At 57.3% G+C, this 15,310-nt stretch carries 16 protein-coding genes; 5 read left to right on the top strand and 11 right to left on the bottom strand.

Annotated elements, in window-relative coordinates:
* The first annotated feature begins 57 nt into the window (after positions 1-57).
* Positions 58-255, top strand: a complete 198-nt coding sequence (locus AC1DYW_RS27535; RefSeq protein ID WP_477228290.1) for a hypothetical protein — start codon at positions 58-60, stop codon at positions 253-255.
* A gap of 331 nt (positions 256-586) precedes the next feature.
* On the opposite strand, the gene AC1DYW_RS27540 is transcribed toward AC1DYW_RS27535, so the two are convergent.
* The 6 genes from AC1DYW_RS27540 to AC1DYW_RS27565 form a co-directional block, all read right to left on the bottom strand.
* Positions 587-877 (bottom strand): DUF6074 family protein, encoded by a 291-nt coding sequence (locus AC1DYW_RS27540; RefSeq protein WP_477228291.1) that lies wholly within the window; start codon positions 875-877, stop codon positions 587-589.
* A 99-nt stretch (positions 878-976) separates the two neighbouring features.
* Entirely contained in the window at positions 977-1,507 is a 531-nt protein-coding gene (locus tag AC1DYW_RS27545) for a hypothetical protein (protein WP_477228292.1), read from the bottom strand.
* Positions 1,504-1,695: a hypothetical protein gene (locus tag AC1DYW_RS27550; protein ID WP_477228293.1), complete on the bottom strand. Its 192-nt coding sequence runs from the start codon at positions 1,693-1,695 to the stop codon at positions 1,504-1,506. Before AC1DYW_RS27550 ends, AC1DYW_RS27545 begins: the two co-directional genes overlap by 4 nt.
* Entirely contained in the window at positions 1,692-1,913 is a 222-nt protein-coding gene (locus AC1DYW_RS27555; RefSeq protein ID WP_477228294.1) for a hypothetical protein, read from the bottom strand. The genes AC1DYW_RS27550 and AC1DYW_RS27555 overlap by 4 nt, the downstream gene beginning before the upstream one ends.
* On the bottom strand, positions 1,910-2,230 hold the full coding sequence (locus AC1DYW_RS27560; RefSeq protein ID WP_477228295.1) for a hypothetical protein: 321 nt from the start codon (positions 2,228-2,230) through the stop codon (positions 1,910-1,912). The genes AC1DYW_RS27555 and AC1DYW_RS27560 overlap by 4 nt, the downstream gene beginning before the upstream one ends.
* Entirely contained in the window at positions 2,227-2,418 is a 192-nt protein-coding gene (locus tag AC1DYW_RS27565; protein ID WP_477228296.1) for a DNA-binding protein, read from the bottom strand. The genes AC1DYW_RS27560 and AC1DYW_RS27565 overlap by 4 nt, the downstream gene beginning before the upstream one ends.
* A 124-nt stretch (positions 2,419-2,542) precedes the next feature.
* Here AC1DYW_RS27565 and AC1DYW_RS27570 point away from each other — a divergent pair, with 124 nt between their 5' ends.
* Both AC1DYW_RS27570 and AC1DYW_RS27575 read left to right on the top strand, forming a co-directional pair.
* Positions 2,543-3,214: a hypothetical protein gene (locus tag AC1DYW_RS27570; RefSeq protein ID WP_477228297.1), complete on the top strand. Its 672-nt coding sequence runs from the start codon at positions 2,543-2,545 to the stop codon at positions 3,212-3,214.
* On the top strand, positions 3,211-4,446 hold the full coding sequence (locus tag AC1DYW_RS27575) for a tyrosine-type recombinase/integrase (protein ID WP_477228298.1): 1,236 nt from the start codon (positions 3,211-3,213) through the stop codon (positions 4,444-4,446). Before AC1DYW_RS27570 ends, AC1DYW_RS27575 begins: the two co-directional genes overlap by 4 nt.
* Before the next feature lie 264 nt (positions 4,447-4,710).
* Here the strand turns inward: AC1DYW_RS27575 and AC1DYW_RS27580 are convergent, their stop codons facing one another.
* The 5 genes from AC1DYW_RS27580 to AC1DYW_RS27600 all read right to left on the bottom strand — a co-directional run bounded on the left by AC1DYW_RS27580 (position 4,711) and on the right by AC1DYW_RS27600 (position 13,186).
* On the bottom strand, positions 4,711-4,923 hold the full coding sequence (locus AC1DYW_RS27580; RefSeq protein ID WP_477228299.1) for a hypothetical protein: 213 nt from the start codon (positions 4,921-4,923) through the stop codon (positions 4,711-4,713).
* Positions 4,924-5,758: 835 nt separating this feature from the next.
* A complete protein-coding gene (locus tag AC1DYW_RS27585; protein WP_477228300.1) occupies positions 5,759-7,312 on the bottom strand; it encodes a response regulator in 1,554 nt (517 codons plus the stop codon).
* Positions 7,305-7,661, bottom strand: coding sequence for an Hpt domain-containing protein (locus AC1DYW_RS27590; protein ID WP_477228301.1), 357 nt, complete (start codon positions 7,659-7,661; stop codon positions 7,305-7,307). The genes AC1DYW_RS27585 and AC1DYW_RS27590 overlap by 8 nt, the downstream gene beginning before the upstream one ends.
* Positions 7,662-7,881: 220 nt before the next feature.
* A complete protein-coding gene (locus tag AC1DYW_RS27595) occupies positions 7,882-12,321 on the bottom strand; it encodes a GAF domain-containing protein (protein ID WP_477228302.1) in 4,440 nt (1,479 codons plus the stop codon).
* 571 nt (positions 12,322-12,892) lie between these two features.
* Positions 12,893-13,186 carry an HdeA/HdeB family chaperone gene (locus AC1DYW_RS27600; RefSeq protein ID WP_457155595.1) on the bottom strand — a complete coding sequence of 98 codons (294 nt, stop codon included), beginning with the start codon at positions 13,184-13,186 and terminating at the stop codon, positions 12,893-12,895.
* A 567-nt stretch (positions 13,187-13,753) separates the two neighbouring features.
* Here AC1DYW_RS27600 and cax point away from each other — a divergent pair.
* Positions 13,754-14,848 carry a calcium/proton exchanger gene (gene cax, locus AC1DYW_RS27605; protein ID WP_477228303.1) on the top strand — a complete coding sequence of 365 codons (1,095 nt, stop codon included), beginning with the start codon at positions 13,754-13,756 and terminating at the stop codon, positions 14,846-14,848.
* A gap of 57 nt (positions 14,849-14,905) precedes the next feature.
* Positions 14,906-15,262, top strand: a complete 357-nt coding sequence (locus AC1DYW_RS27610; protein ID WP_095081969.1) for a potassium channel family protein — start codon at positions 14,906-14,908, stop codon at positions 15,260-15,262.
* Positions 15,263-15,310: the final 48 nt, after the last annotated feature.

Here is a 15,310-nt window from a genome sequence, read left to right on the forward strand (position 1 = left end):
TCGTCTCGACCTTCCGACCATGTCACGCAGCTCAAACCAGCACAGCGAGGTTGTTTCGTGATCCCGAACCAGACTGAACTGATCGATTTCGCCAATCCGCCTGCTTCGAGAGCCTTTGAAAGAGGCGTCGTCGCCGCTCGCATGGGGATGGAAAGGGACGACAACCCCTATCCGTTCGGGACGGATGGCCACATCGAATGGATCGACGGTTATAAGTCCTCGGTCGAAGTAGGTCAGACGATGGATCTCGACTGAGCAGGCGGCGGCGGGGTCGAGGCGCCGGGCTGTCATTCGCGGCCATCCGGGTAGCGCCGCCACCATTCACGCTCAAGCACCGCGGAAACGAGGTCACCCGACGGCGAGCGAGGCGCGTCGTGCGCAGCTTGGTGCTCTGCCAGGAAGCGCTCTTCCGGCATGCGCTCGGCTGCTTCAGCCCAGCACCCGAGCGCCTGATCAATCCATGCGGCTGCGGCGGCGAATGCCCTCGCGCGCACGGCGTTAGCGCCAACAGAAGGAAGACGTGGGGCCTGAGGCCCCACACCCCCGCACCGTTCCGCTTCGCGGACGGGCACGCTCGCTCCCTCGTTCATGCGGCACTATCCGGCGTCGAGCCATATTGCTTTTGAAGATGAAGGATGCGGCTGATCGCGGTGGCGTAGCGACTGATCTCGGCGTCAATCTCTTGCGGATTGAAACCTTGCCGCTCGAGCTTCTTCCGCTCCTGCGCCACATGCAGCGACCAGTAGCGCTGACCCGCCTGGTATGAGCGAGCATTCAATGCAGTTGCGATCTTACGCACCATGTCGGCGCGGCGGTGCAACGGGAACGAAATCACGGTCGCGGTCGGCTGCGCGTCGAAGATCATTTCAAGCTGCATGATCACCTCCGGTGAAAAGCGCGGTATGGTCTCTTCTATGGTGAACAGACCACATGTGGTCCGTATGTTTTGGACCACAGTGGTCCGTATGGAACGGGTTCATTCCCAACCTCCATCTGGACCACAGTGGTCCGTATCGGAAGCTCTATCCGGGATGATGGTGACAGGCGGCAATGTCTCGGGAGCGGCCAGCCGAATGGTCCTCGTTCTCACCCGCCGGCCATCAACAACACGCCACCCGTGGTCGATCTTGATGATGCCGAGATCCTCATAGATTCCGACAATGCGGCTGACTGTTTTTTCGGAGCAGCCGCCGCAATATCGGGTGAACCTGGCGTCGGTCGCGATGATGTCGCCGGTCTTCCAATTGAATAGGATTTTGAAAGCCGCGATGACCTGGAAACTGGCTCTTTCGTCGTGCAGCACCTGGGCTGCCATGGCATGCCAGGCATCGAATGCGTCAAACCGCTGCTTACCAGACGCGGGCATATCCCAAAGCAACGACGACGCGTGGCGCGTAAACTTCCGGCGCTGGCCCGACCAGCCTTCCGTCTCTTCGACCTCGATCACTTCGCCGGTGGATGGGTTGAAAGCGGTCTCGCTGTTCTTGCGTTTCGCTGCGGAGATCATGCGGCGCGCGCCCTCATCAACGTGACCTGGCGGATAGCGCAAATCGCCTGATGATTGCTCATCCCGAACCGTTGCCGAAGCGCCGGCACGATAGGTCGCTCACAAGTGCGGAAGTTCTCGAAGTACCAAGCGGCTGCCTCGTCGACGATGGCACTGGTCTCGTGCTCTGGCGGGCTGAGGTCGGTCATTTGCCGCCCTCCTGTAGCCAGCGCTCGGCTTCTGCGATGTCCCAGAATGCTCTGGTTTGCTCACCGTTGGTGAAGCTGAGGTAGGAGAGAAAGACTCTCCGGTCGCCGCCGTTGCGGGCATCGAAACGAAAACCAGCCTTGATGGCGGCAGCCTGTAAAGCCTTGAGCCGTTCGAGACGATCCGCCGGCCAAAACCGTTTGAACGAAGCGCTGATCATGCCGCGCCTCCCATATCCTCATCATCATCCGGGTCCATGTTCATGTCGGATATCCGGCGGGTCATATCGATCTGCATCAGCGCCAGCGCTTGGACGATAGCGATCTGGGTCTCGATGTTGGTCAGTCCGTTATGATAGGCGTTGCTTCTGTGCAGACTGCCGACGAGGAAGTCGCTGCCAGGGTTCAGCACCTCTCGCAATCCAGCGTGGATATGCGTGGCCGCATCGGCTGTGCGCTTGTGATTGCAGAGGTCGCCTTCAGGGTCTCTTCCGAGGATATAGGCCGGGCGAGCGCCTTTGTTGTCGTTGGCGTTCATGCGGCTTCCTTTCCCAGAAAGAACGCCCTCAACTTGCCGCGTTCGGCGACCCACTGATTGCCGACCTTGCGGGCAGGGAGCAGGCCCTGTTCCAGCATGTGAAATGTTTGCCGGGGTTTTCGGTTGATCTCCTTGCCGATCTCGGCGGCGCCCCACACGAGGTCTATTGCAATCTCACCATCATCCATATTGCCGGCTCCGTGTCCGTAACTTATGGGAAAGAACGTAACATAGCGGAAGTGGATTGCGCTATGCTGTAACTCACCATATAACGGTCTTTCAGAAAAGTGCGTAACAACAGGGCGACGTTCAATGATTCCAGTTCGGCTGAAATGGCGGCGGTGCCTGGATGGGGTCGACACCAAGTACGGGGTCTATGGAGAGGTTACCGACACACTGCCAAACGGCCAGGTGCATGTCTACGTTTCCGGAGATACCCTGTTTGTTGAAAGATCAGATCGGTTCGACGATGTGACCTATCGCGTTGCGAATCTTGAAAACCCGATCGTCTTACACTTCATCAATTGCTTCGAAAGCGGCAATGAGCCAGCCGCCTATGGCGCCTTTCTATCTCGCTTTGGAATGCCAATCAGAAAGGCGGAAGTTCATATCGCCGAAATGGACCATCTGGCCAATCAGTTCACCGTCGGCCTTGCGCTCTCAACGAACATCGAAAATACATCGGACAAGGCCCTCAGCACCAATGACTTTCTTAAGAATGTGCATCTGATCCCGACCTTTGAATTCGATGGTCCGGATGCGGCCGGCCGATTGGTGCTGCAGCCTGATTCTCTCTTGGGCTTCATGGCGATGGAAGTAGCGCTCGCGCATGAATCTGGGGCGGCGCTTACCTCATGCTCGCATTGCAAAAAGTTCTACCTCACCGGCCCACTGACAGGTCGCAGATCGCACTCCCGTTACTGCTCCGACCGATGCCGGGTCGCCGCGATGCGGAAGAGAAACAAGCAGGAGGACAGGGTATGAGCATCCGCAAGCGCACCTGGACGAACGGCAAGGGCGAAGAGAAAACCGCCTGGGTGGTCGACTATGCCGATGGCAAAGGCGTGCGCCGGCTGAAAACCTTCGCGAAGAAAAAGGACGCCGACACCTTCGCCGCGACTGCCAAGGTCGAGGTCCGCGATGGCTCGCACGTCGCTGACAGCGCCAGCATATCGGTCAAACAGGCCGGAGCTTTCTGGATTGCAACTGGTGAGCAGGAAGGCCTCGAGCGATCCTCCATCGACCAGCGCAAGCGCCATCTGACGCTTCACATCGAACCTTTCATCGGTGCAGCCCTGCTCTCGCATCTCACCGTGCCAGCGGTACGCGAATTCGCCGACAAGCTCCGCGAGAACGGTCGCTCGCCGGCCATGGTTCGGAAGGTGCTGGGCTCGCTCGGATCGATCTTCTCGGACGCGCAAGAACGCGGCCTCGCTACCCGGAACCCAGTAAGAGATCTGCGCGGTGCTCGTCGCCGAGGCAAAGAGCGTCAAGCCGACAAGCGCCAGAAAGGCAAGCTCAAGATCGGGATCGACATACCGACACGCGAGGAGATCAAGGCCATCGTCGGCGGGGCAACAGGCCGGTGGCGTCCGCTTCTCATCACTGCGGTCTTTACCGGTATGCGGTCATCCGAGTTGCGTGGCCTGCGGTGGCAGGACGTCGATTTCGAACGTGCGCAGATCAGCGTGCACCAGCGGGCGGATGACTATGGTGAGATCGGCCGACCGAAGTCCGAGGCGGGAGAAAGAACGATTCCGGTCCCGCCGGCTGTGATCAATGCGTTGCGAGAGTGGAAGCTCGCCTGCCCGCGTCGTCTCACCGGCAACGATGCCGCGGGCAATCCGGTCAGGGAATTGCACTATGTCTTCCCGACAGGAAGCGGCAATATCGAAAGCCGCTCGAATATCACCAAGCGCGGTTTCCTCCCGACCCAGGTTGCGGCCGGGGTGACGGTTGCGGGCGATGGGACCGACGAAGACCGGAACATTGTCATGCTGGCCAAGTATGGCGGCATGCATGCGCTCCGCCACTTCTACGCATCATGGTTGATCAATCGGCCGCAAGACGGCGGGCTCGGGCGTCCACCAAAGGTCATTCAGGAACGGCTTGGCCATAGCTCGATTGTGATGACCATGGACGTCTACGGGCACCTGTTCCCGCGCGGTGATGACGCTGACGAAATGGCTGCAGCCGAACGCGCGCTTTTGGGTTGAGTGCGACATAGGCGCGACAAACAGGCGATTTCATCAACAAAATCAAAGTCACGCCCAAGCATCATAATCCTGGGGTCGGGGGTTCAAGTCCCTCTCCCGCTACCAGTCCTCAAAGACAAACAATCCGCATATTGTACTTCGCGTACCCAAGGGCTACGCTGATAGGAGTGGAATATGATTCCCGCCTTTTCCTCTAGCTACCAGTTCCGGCGGCTGATATAAGGATTATATTCCTTGTCTCTGTCGCTATTTCAAGGGTCCAAGCTATTGTGATCGACCTCTCCGCGAAAACAGTTCGGCAGTGATTTCGTCTCTGTCTCCACCATGGCTAGCGATCAAAGCCAGCGCTTCCTGGCGGCTGATGTTGCCGAGCTTCATGAGGTACGGAACCTCAAACGTCCTCTTCTTGAAGCGCCATTCTGGCACGCGCCGTATTGCCCTTTTTGGCGCTGCTGTTGTTCCATCTTGACGCATCATTTTTCACTCCTCCCTGATATGATGATGCCGCCGCAATTTCCGTGCCACGTCCCGCTTGGCCTGGTGCCGCCGATAGTCTTAGTTGCGCAGCTGCTAATATGCTCATAACTTAGGCAGCGCGGGGGAAGATCCCAAAAAAACGCCCGATCCCGCAGTGGCCGGTGTGGCCGCCAGCATCTCAAAATAGCCCAGCCGCACCGGCCATTCTTCAATACGTGAAACGCGCCGGAGCGGCGCTTCTAACGCCCCAACGGCTGCTTTGAAAGCGATACCAACTCCGTCTCGTCAGTCACGCCGGCCATGTAATTCGCGATGATCCGAGACGCGAGTGCGTCCCTCGCAGGAGTCGGCTGGTCGGCGACCTTGAGCTGCTCGAAAACTCGTCCTAACAAGGCCAATTCGGACGGGTCAAAAATACCGGCTTCCGTAGCTCTTTGTCGAATAGGCGATCATGCTCCCCACTCACCATTAAATAAGCTTTAGCTAAAATAGTTCCGGAACCTTTACCGTGGTCGGTGGTTCGAGCGTCCATGACGAAGCTTTCGGAACTCGGGCCGCCCATCGTTGGCCGACGCCATGGCGATCAGCCAAAGGATGATATTGACCCCTTTCACATGTGCCCGGTATGTGGGCAAACGGTCGACCGGCGCGATTTAAGGCAAGTCATCTGGCACGATCAGCCACGGCACGAACCATTGGAAATGGACGCGTAAAGCCCTGGAAGAGGCCTTCGAATGACGACCGATAGCCAAGCCTTCCCGGCTTTTACCATGGAAGAACTCGCGCCACCCGGAACGAGCCGTGTCGGCCGCGGTCGAGATCGTAGTCCGATCTTTCATTCCGTCGGTGACGGCATCAGATCGAGCCGCGGGACAAATTCCTCCAGCGAGTCGTCAAGCAGCGGGGGTTCCTCTTCAGCCTCCTGCTTGGGCTCGACCATCAGGAGACCAACGACGACCAGTGCCAGAGAGGCCCATGTCACAGCCGGTATCGCCTCTCCAAGCAAAAGCATACTCCAGCCTATGCCGGCTGCTGTCCCCGCATAGGCGTTCTGGCTGGCAAAGACAGCACCTGTGCTGGAGATCAACAGGATGAAGAGCAGCATCGCCAAATTGCCGGCGGCAGCCATCAGCACGACGATGACGCCAAGCCGACCGGTCAAGAGATCGAACGGTATGAAGTCCTGATAAAAGACGGCAAGCGGAATCAGCATCAAAACCGAGACAACGAGCGTGATGCCGAAAAGCGCGACGTTATCGATATTGGCGGGTTTGGACTCCGAGAGGTAGATATCCTCGGTCGCGTAAGTGACGGGGATTACAAGGGCAATGACAAGCCACAGCCAACTGGTGGCCATTTCCCCGGGCTCTCCGTAGAGAAGTATGATGCAGATGCCGACGAGACCCAAACCAAGCCCTAAAAAACGCTTCAAATTCGGCGCTTCGGTCCGCATCAGGGCGGCGAACAAAAAGACTGCAAATCCCTCGAGTACGATGACAATGGAGACGATAGAAGCTGGAAGCTTGCTTGCCACCCAATACACAAGGACCTGGTTGATCACGGAGCTGATAAACGCAAAACCAAGGATGAACTTCCACTCCGCCCGCGTGAGACCCTTGAGATTCGGCATTGTCCTACGCTTCACGCTTATCCCAATGCAGAACACAGCTCCAATAATGTCAATAAGGATTGCCAGTCCGACCGGATGAGCCTCGACGAGCGAAGCCATCTTGGAAAGCGGCACAACCACGCCCCATAACCCGCCACATGCCAGCAGCAGTAAAGCGCCACGAAAAGTGCGGATGTTCTGCCGCATCTTTCGTTCGCGCTCGTAGACCTTCTGAGCCATTGTCGCGAACACCGTGGCGAGCTTGCCGAGACCATCTGTACGGCCTGCGACATCGCGGATGCCGAGCTTCGAAGGATTGAACCGCCCGGTCTCCAGGGTGGCGGCCGCCCTGGTCAGCTTGGCCACCTGCCGCAGATATTCCGTTTCAACGTCGCGGAGTCTTTTCTTCTCAATGCAGGTCGCAACGCGTGCCTTGAGGAGAGCGAGTTCAAAGTTCTTGGGCAGAAAGTCCTCGGCACCAAGCTCAATCGCCTTGACGACGCTGCTCATCTCATCATCGAGCGCTGAGATCACGATGACCGGCACATCCCGCGTCCTGGACGACGCCTTGAGGCTCTTGAGCACCTCGAAGCCGTCCATCACGGGCATGATAATGTCGAGAAGAATGAGATCGAAGCTTTCGCCAGCAAGCCGGTCGAGAGCCTCGCGGCCACTCTCAACCGCCTCGGCTTGATGTCCGAGTGCTTCGACCGACTTCTTGAGCTTGATTCTTATGGTCCGGGAGTCGTCTACTATGAGGATCTTGCCAGGGTTACGCACGACGTCCTCCCAGACCGAAAATCTCTCGAAGCTCCGTGACAGCCAAGTCGAAGGCGTCCTGCGCGCTGTCGATCTGCTGCAAATCCGGCTGTTCCCGACTTTCGCAGCGCCGCTCCAGTCGAGCGCAGATTTCGGCGAGGTCGATAGCCCCCATGTCCCTGGCATTGGATTTGAGAGAATGCGCGGCCCTGCGGGTGGCAGCCAAATCCGAGGCCGCAACAGAAGCCTGCAGGTCTTGCATGATGGAAGGCCCTTCTTCGAGGAAGGACTCCACCAGTTCTACCAGATCGGCTTCCTCGCCACCTACAAGCTCGCGAAGCTTTGCAAGCGCCTCTCTTTCGATAGCCAAAACGACCCCCAAATGCGCCGCTATCTCCTGGCTCCTCAGCCCGTGACCGCGAACTTTTCCCGTTTGTTATTGAAGTGATATCGAAAATCGAACCGCTTCCCGAGATTATCAATGTCCCCTTGTGCTCAAGAAGCTAAATGTCGCAGCAATTCTAATTTAGTGATAGCTCATAATTCGAAAACAATGCCGCCACGGAGCCGGGGGTTGTTGCGCCAGCCGCCTAATTTGCCTCTTCACCGCTTGGTGTGCCGGGCACCGCGAAATCCTTTGCTGCGCCAGCGGGTCTGCGCCCACCAGACACTACCGCCTTGTTCAACGAGGCGATGAGGTCCTCGACGCGTAGCGGCTTGCTGAGATAGTCGTCCATGCCGGCGTCCAGATACCTTTCCCTATCGCCGGCCATGGCGTTGGCGGTGAGGGCCACGATAAACGGCTGACGCGCATCCTGGATACCAGACGCCCGGATCAATCTTGTCGCCGCAAGACCGTCCATGTCCGGCATTTCGATATCCATCAAAATGACGTCGTGGCTGCCTTGCGTGTATGTAGATACCGCCGACCGGCCGTCGATTGCCAGGTCCGGTCGGTAACCAAGGCGCTCCAACACTTTGAAGCCAAGCTTTCTATTGGTGTTGTTGTCATCGACAAGCAGTATGCGAAGCGGAAACTTTTCCGCCATCGAACTATCTAGGGCCGGTCCCTTCGGCTGATCGGTCCGGGCGGGTCGCACAGGAGCCTCCGCAAAGACTGACATGAAAGCATTGAGGAGTGGCGAGGGCTTGATCGGCTTGGGAAGCATGGCCGCGAATTTGATGCTTTCGATGTCCGCCTTGTTCCTCTCATCAAGGGGTACGAGGGAACTCAACAATATCAATGGCAGATCACCGCTTTGACCAAGCCCACGTAATCGTTTGGCCAGTTCAATACCGTCCATCTCTGGCATGTTCATGTCGAGCACGACGGCGTCATAATGTTGGCCGCTTGCAATCCTGTCGAATGCGTTAAGCGGCGATTCGGTTGTATGTGGCACCATGGCCCAGGATTGGGCCTGCAGAGATAGGATTCGCCGGTTGGTTGCGTTGTCGTCCACGATCAGCAACCGTTTGCCCGCGAGTTCAACTTTGGCCACGGACATTTGCGCCTGCCTAGGAGCGGGCGCAGCGGCGGCGCGGATCGTGAAGAAGAATGTTGTACCCGCCCCTTCAACACTTTCCACCCATACTTGCCCACCCATCAGTTCTGCCAGGCGTTTGCTAATCGCCAACCCTAGCCCCGTCCCGCCGTAGCGCCGCGTCGTCGAGGCATCTACCTGGCTGAATGACTTGAACAAGCGATCCAATCGGTCCTCGGGAATACCGATGCCGGTATCGCGTACTGAAAACTGCAGGGTGGACAACCCCTCCGCGCTTCCGCTGTGGGCTGCGCCCGCACCCTCAGTTGCGTGCGGAACTTTCATCACCGATAGTACGATTTCACCTCGTTCGGTGAATTTCACGGCATTGTTGAGGATGTTAAGCAAGATCTGTCGCAGCCTCGTGCTGTCTGCGACAATCCCGTCGGGAGTACCGGGCTCCACCAGGTAGGCAAGGTCGAGCCCCTTCTCCGCGGTCTTGGAGGCTACGAGGTCAATCGCGCTCTCAAGGCATTCCCGCAGTTCGAAGGGTCTTGGATCGAGCTCCAGCTTGCCAGCCTCAACTTTGGAAAAATCAAGTATATCATTGATGATCGTTAGCAGCGCCTCCCCGCTGTGGCTGATCGTCTCGCTGATCTCGCGTTGTTCGGGGTCAAGGTTTGTACCGAGCAGCAAGTTGCTCATTCCGATCACGCCGTTCATTGGTGTGCGGATTTCGTGGCTCATGGTCGCCAGAAAAGAACTCTTCGCCTCATTTGCCGCCTCGGCCGCCTCCTTTGCTTGCTGCAGCGCAAGGGATAGCTGTTTGAGCTCAGTAAATAGCTGCGCGTTATGCAGGGCAGCACCGGCATTGGCGGCAATGGTGGAAAGCAAGCGGAGCGAGTCGTCGGTAAATATGCCCTCCCGGGTAGTGCTCTGCACGCTGATCACTCCTAGCGTGCCTTGCGCCGTCTTGATCGGAACTCCCAGATAGGACAAGGCATCCTTGCCGACGGGGGTGGCCCCGATCTGAGCACCGCGTTCTGCAACATCCTGATTGATAAGCAGCGGGTGGCCAGTTTCTATGATCTTGCTTGTCAGCCCTTCACCGAGGGTTAGCGTATTGAAGGCCTCGCCAAACTGATAGGGGAAATGGATTAGCTTGGTTTCCGGGTCGAGCAGAGCGACATAGACGATATCTGCATCGAAGATTTCCTGCATCTGGTCGCCGATCAGCTGGATCGTGCTTTCGAGTTCGGATTCCGCAATCAGCGCCTGGCTGACCGTGCTGATAGCACCAAGCTCGGCGGCGCGGGCCTCGGTCACTCGTAGCAGGCGCTGTGTTTCGTTAAATAGGCGGGCATTGGCAATGGCGACCCCCATGTTGGAGGCGACCGTCTGCAGAAGGCGTACGTCATTTTCGTCAAACGCATTCTCCAGGTAGCTCTGTACACTGATAACCCCCAGCGTTTTTTCGCCAGACTTGATGGGTACACCTATGTAAGATGCAGTCCTGTCTCCTTCGTTTGGAAAGTACGCGCCAATCTCTCTTCCTTTCGCGAGGGTCTGAAAGACCAACGGCCGCCCTGTTTCTATAATTTTGGACGCTACACCGATGCCGAATGGAAATGGATCAATTACTCTATATTGCCTGAAGTACGCATAAGGGACATGGATCAGGCCGGATTCGCTGTCGTGCAACAAGATTTCGCTGACCTCGGTGCCGAAGGCCTCCCGCACCTTGTCGCCTACGAGGCGAATGACCGTGTCCAGATCCAGCGACTGCGTCATGGCCTCGCCGACGTTATTGAGAATGGCTAGTTCTGCTGCGCGGTCCTCTGTTACTTTCAGCAAGCGCCGCGTCTCGGTGAAGAGCCTCGCCTTTTCAATTGCAATTGACGTCGCATTGCCGATCGTCGTGAGCAGGTTCACGTCCGATTCATTGAAGGCGTGCTCACGATCAAGGTTTTGCAGCGAGATGACGCCCTTGGCCTGTCCTTCGATGATCATCGGTACGAACAGGATCGACTTCGGCGCCTTTCCCTGCGCCACGCTCGGGTTGCCGTATTTCTCGGTCGCGGCGATGATCCCCTCATTGAGCAGCAATGGCTGCCCCGTCTCTAAGACATGCTTGCGAAAGCCAACGAGCGGGATCGGCTCATCGGGGAAGCGAACGTTCCGCTCGATCGCGTAGGGGAAATGCAGGAGGTTGTCGTCCGGGTTGAAAAGTCCGATATCCACCACCTGGGCGTCGAATATCTCATGGATCTTATCGCCGATCTGGTCATATATCGCCTGCATTTGCACATTGGAGACGAGCACCTCCTGAACGCCATTCACGAAGGCCAGTTCAGCGTTGCGGGCCTCCATCATTTTCAACAGGCGCTGGGTCTCATCGAACAGGTGGGCGTTGGCGATGGCGATGCCCATGCTGGATGACAGCCCCTGCAACAGACGCACATGATCTTCATTGAAGACATTCTTCTCGTAGCTCTGCACGCTGACTACACCCAGAATTCTGTCACCGGCGATGATCGGCACGCCCAGGTAGGATTCGGTCCTGTCCTCCTCGGTAGGTATGAGCGCGCCCAGAGCAACGTGTTGCTCAGTCGTACCCAATACCAATGGTTTGCCTGACGATATGACCTTTGACGTAAGCCCTTCGCCCATCGCAAATGGCTCGGGATCCTGATAGCCCTTGTAAAATGCATAGGGTACGGTGATCAGGTCAGACCTATCACTACGCAACAAGATTTCAGTAACGTCCGTTCCGAATATTTCGCGGACCTTATCGCCGACGATGCGAGTGACGGTCTTGACGTTCAGCGTCTTGGCCATTGCTTCGCCGACGCTGTTGAGGATCGCGAGTTCTTTTGCGCGCTCCTCCGAAACTTTCAGCAGGCGCTGCGTCTCATCGAAAAGACGAGCATTGGCGATGGCCACGCCCATGCTCGATGAGAGCCCCTGCAACAGACGGACATGATCTTCGTTGAACGCGTTTTTTTTGTAGCTCTGCACGCTCACAACGCCCAGAGTTTTGTCTCCGGCGATGATCGGCACGCCGATGTAGGATTCGGACCGCTCATCTTCGGTGAGGACAATGACACCCAGTTCAACCGCTTGCTCGAAGGTGTTGAGAATCTTCGGTTTACCCGAGAGGATAATTTGGGAAGTCAATCCTGCACCCAAAGGGAACGGTTCGACCTCCACATAGTCTCGATAAAACGAATAGGGGACACTGATCAAACCAGAGGCTTCATCGTGCAATAGGATTTCAGTGACGTCGGTTCCGAATATTTCTCGCACCTTATCACCGACAATACGAGTCACCGTCTTTGCCGTCAATGTCTTCGACATTGCTTCGCCGACACTACCGAGGATTGCGAGTTCCTTTGTGCGCTCCTCACCTATTCTGAGTAGGCGCTGGTTTTCGGCTAAAAGTTTATCAAGTTCAGTCGCTGCAGTGGCCTTTGCGATTTCCAGTTCGACTATTTTGCGGTTGGCGTCCCCTAGACGGCTCACGAGGTCCATTTCGACTAAGCTTGGCATTCGGCCTCTTCCCCAACAGACATCCCGCCGTTTGAGGGGAGCCTTGCTTACCGCCTGAAGGATATTAGCAGATACTGTTACACGCCAATCGCCCGATTGACAGTGCCTTGCGTTCTGCCCCCCAATGATCTGCCTAAAGAGCACAGCGGCCATAACAGTTGAGCCGCGCCGATAATGCCTGTTCCGCTACAAGATAGCTTCCAGCCGGATGAGGATTACCTGCGCATCGACCTACGCATCGAAGCTGCCAATATCTGGTCCTGGGGCACTTCAACTTGGTCGTCGACGATGACTGCTTTCGGGAATCGACAAAAGTCGTCTCTGCGTCCGATTTGCGGCGCAAAGCGGATGTTGATCATGCAGAGAAGGTTGGTTCTGGGTTCGTGTCCCTCTACCACATTTCAGCAAATTCAATCAGTGGCTTAAGTCCCATCAAGGTATAAGGGCGCGAGTAGCCGGGTCGTCACAGGGAAGCCCGCCAGTGCGTTTCCTGAACAGGGTCCGGTCCGACACCGGTTAACCGGGCCGTCGAGTCCAGGCGCCCGTCGGCTAGGCTTCATTTAATCTTCTGCTACATCTTGGCGACCGCCTCTAACGCGCTCGCCACCGTGGCGTCGGGGTGCTTCTTGCAATAAGCAGCGATCTTCTCTGCATTGGCATCTGTCTTGTCAGTGTCGATTTTGGCGTTGCCAGCTTTGCCATGGACATAGCCGTTCACCCACATGGCAACGCGAGCAATCTTGGCGGGCCGCATAGCAGTCACCTCCTTGCAGGTGAGCTTCGACATGTCCACTTCCTCCGCCATTGCGTGGCCGGTCAAACCGATAATCGCAACTGCGAGTGCAATCGGAAAATAGCGTTTCATGGTCAGAGTCTCCTCCCAAAAGCCCCACCTTTGGCTGGCTACCAAGAAACAGTAGTATTCTGTTGGAAGTATGACATTCACGCCCCGTTGCTCTTCGGCGATAGGTCAGCCCGATGCCTTGCATACGCACTCGGAACACTTTCAAGCGCGGTTTCAGGTCGATCGTATCGACTGGTAGCCGGCCACCAGTGATCAACCAGTCGCGCAGGATGGTCTGTAGCACTTCTGACCGTGGCAGGTTCAGTTCGCCAGCAACCAAGCCGATCGATTCGGCCACATCCGGATCGAGGTCTATGCCTTCTACGTTTCGCAGCAGCAGAGCTGCCCGCCGGAGCAATATCTGCAGGTCGTATGGCCAAAACCTGAGCCCGCCATGCCGGGCGGCCGAACAAGATCGCGCACGACGCTTTGCTATCTCGTCGAGCGCTGGTATCATCGAGGGCGTCAAATGCGGCTATGGTGTGAGTTTCGGTTATCCGCCGGCGGATCTTATAATCGCTACCCGTAGCCAGGTGCATTGTCAGGGCAAACACCGATCCGTCTGGGCGACCGAACAGGAGTGAACAGTTGAGCCCCCTTCTGACGGAGATTCGCCAAAGCCCCATGCTTTGGTTGCTGGTCGCTGTGCCGGTGGTGTTCGCCGCCGCGAAGTTCACTCCCGAAGCCCACACGGCGCTCTTTGTCTTGTCGGTGCTTGCCATCGTACCGCTGGCGGGGTTGCTCAGTCACGCTACCGAATCCGTAGCCGCCGAGACAGGTGATGCCGCCGGTGGGCTACTCAATGCCACCTTGGGAAATCTGACCGAGCTGGTCATCGCACTGGCCGCCCTGCGCGCCGGAGAGTACACGTTGGTAAAGGCATCCATTGCCGGCGCGATCGTCACCAACACGCTGTTCATGCTGGGGGCCTCGTTTCTGCTCGGCGGACTCAGATACCATTTCCAGGAATTCAATAGAGCCAGCGCGCGTCTTCAGTCGGGTCTGCTTTTCTTGGCAACAATCGCCCTCCTCATGCCTTCGGCTGTCGCAGAAGTGGACTCGACCTCAACTGCAGCGGTCACCCAAAAGCTCAGCCTTGGCCTGGCCGTTCTGCTGATCGTCGGATATGGACTAGGCCTGTTGTTCTCGCTCCGTACACATCGTGAGGTCTTTGCCGCGGCGGAGCATGCCGAAGCAGGTGAAGCACCGTGGCCGATTAGACTGGCCCTGGCCACGCTGGTCGGTGTCACAGTACTCGTGGCCCTGGTCAGCGAGATCTTCGTCGAGTCAGTTCAAAAGGCAGCCGAAGCTTTGGGGATGACCCCTGCTTTTGTCGGCTTTATCGTCGTCGCACTGGTTGGTGGCGCCGCCGAAATGGCCTCGGCGTTTTCCGGCGCGCGCAAGAACCGGCTCGACTTGAGCGTGGGGATCGCGCTGGGAAGCGCTTCCCAGATCGCTTTGTTCGTTGCACCCGTACTGGTGCTGCTGAGTTACCTGGTCGGCCCGTCGCCGATGGACCTGCAGTTCTGGCCGGGTGCCGTGGTGATGGTGCTAATCGCGACCCTAACCGCGATGTTCGTCACGAACAGCGGACGGTCGGCATGGTTCGTCGGCGTCCTCGTGTTGATGGTATACATAATCTTCGCCATGACGCTGTACATCCTGCCGCCGGCTATACCGTGAAGTCAACGTGACCATCGGCGGCGTTCCTGACCGTGAACAGCAGAAAGGTCGGAGATCATGTCGGCAAAGACACGCGACAAGCCGCAAGCAAGGCAAATGAGGCGTCTGTTCTTCTTGGCGCTCGTCCAGCAACTTCGTGTGGTCTGGCCCATCCTGTCGGGGATTCTCCTGGTCATGGTTGGGTCCGGGCTTATGATCTGGCGCATAGAGAGTTGGCGGATCGACGAGGCCCTCTACTTCACCTTCGTGACAGGGCTCACTATCGGCTATGGCGACTTTACGCCCAAACATGTTTCGGCGCGGTTGCTGTCATTGGTGATCGGTTTCGCAGGGATTGTGCTGACTGGGCTCGTTGCGGCTGTCAGCGTGCAGGCTCTGAGGGTGACGGACCGCGATAGCTCAGGATCGGATTAGCCCAGCCATACCTCAAAACCATGCCCTTGAGGTGGCGCGAGGTTCAGG

This window comes from Mesorhizobium sp. P2_D5 (genome assembly GCF_056404355.1).

Excerpts from the sequence above, each read along its gene's own strand:
- AC1DYW_RS27555 (WP_477228294.1), bottom strand. The coding sequence starts at position 1,913 with ATGATCAGCGCTTCGTTCAAACGGTTTTGGCCGGCGGATCGTCTCGAA.
- AC1DYW_RS27545 (WP_477228292.1), bottom strand. The coding sequence starts at position 1,507 with ATGATCTCCGCAGCGAAACGCAAGAACAGCGAGACCGCTTTCAACCCA.
- AC1DYW_RS27540 (WP_477228291.1), bottom strand. The coding sequence starts at position 877 with ATGCAGCTTGAAATGATCTTCGACGCGCAGCCGACCGCGACCGTGATT.
- AC1DYW_RS27595 (WP_477228302.1), bottom strand. The coding sequence starts at position 12,321 with ATGCCAAGCTTAGTCGAAATGGACCTCGTGAGCCGTCTAGGGGACGCC.
- AC1DYW_RS27560 (WP_477228295.1), bottom strand. The coding sequence starts at position 2,230 with ATGAACGCCAACGACAACAAAGGCGCTCGCCCGGCCTATATCCTCGGA.
- AC1DYW_RS27575 (WP_477228298.1), top strand. The coding sequence starts at position 3,211 with ATGAGCATCCGCAAGCGCACCTGGACGAACGGCAAGGGCGAAGAGAAA.
- AC1DYW_RS27550 (WP_477228293.1), bottom strand. The coding sequence starts at position 1,695 with ATGACCGACCTCAGCCCGCCAGAGCACGAGACCAGTGCCATCGTCGAC.
- AC1DYW_RS27570 (WP_477228297.1), top strand. The coding sequence starts at position 2,543 with ATGATTCCAGTTCGGCTGAAATGGCGGCGGTGCCTGGATGGGGTCGAC.
- AC1DYW_RS27580 (WP_477228299.1), bottom strand. The coding sequence starts at position 4,923 with ATGATGCGTCAAGATGGAACAACAGCAGCGCCAAAAAGGGCAATACGG.
- AC1DYW_RS27565 (WP_477228296.1), bottom strand. The coding sequence starts at position 2,418 with ATGGATGATGGTGAGATTGCAATAGACCTCGTGTGGGGCGCCGCCGAG.
- AC1DYW_RS27600 (WP_457155595.1), bottom strand. The coding sequence starts at position 13,186 with ATGAAACGCTATTTTCCGATTGCACTCGCAGTTGCGATTATCGGTTTG.
- AC1DYW_RS27610 (WP_095081969.1), top strand. The coding sequence starts at position 14,906 with ATGTCGGCAAAGACACGCGACAAGCCGCAAGCAAGGCAAATGAGGCGT.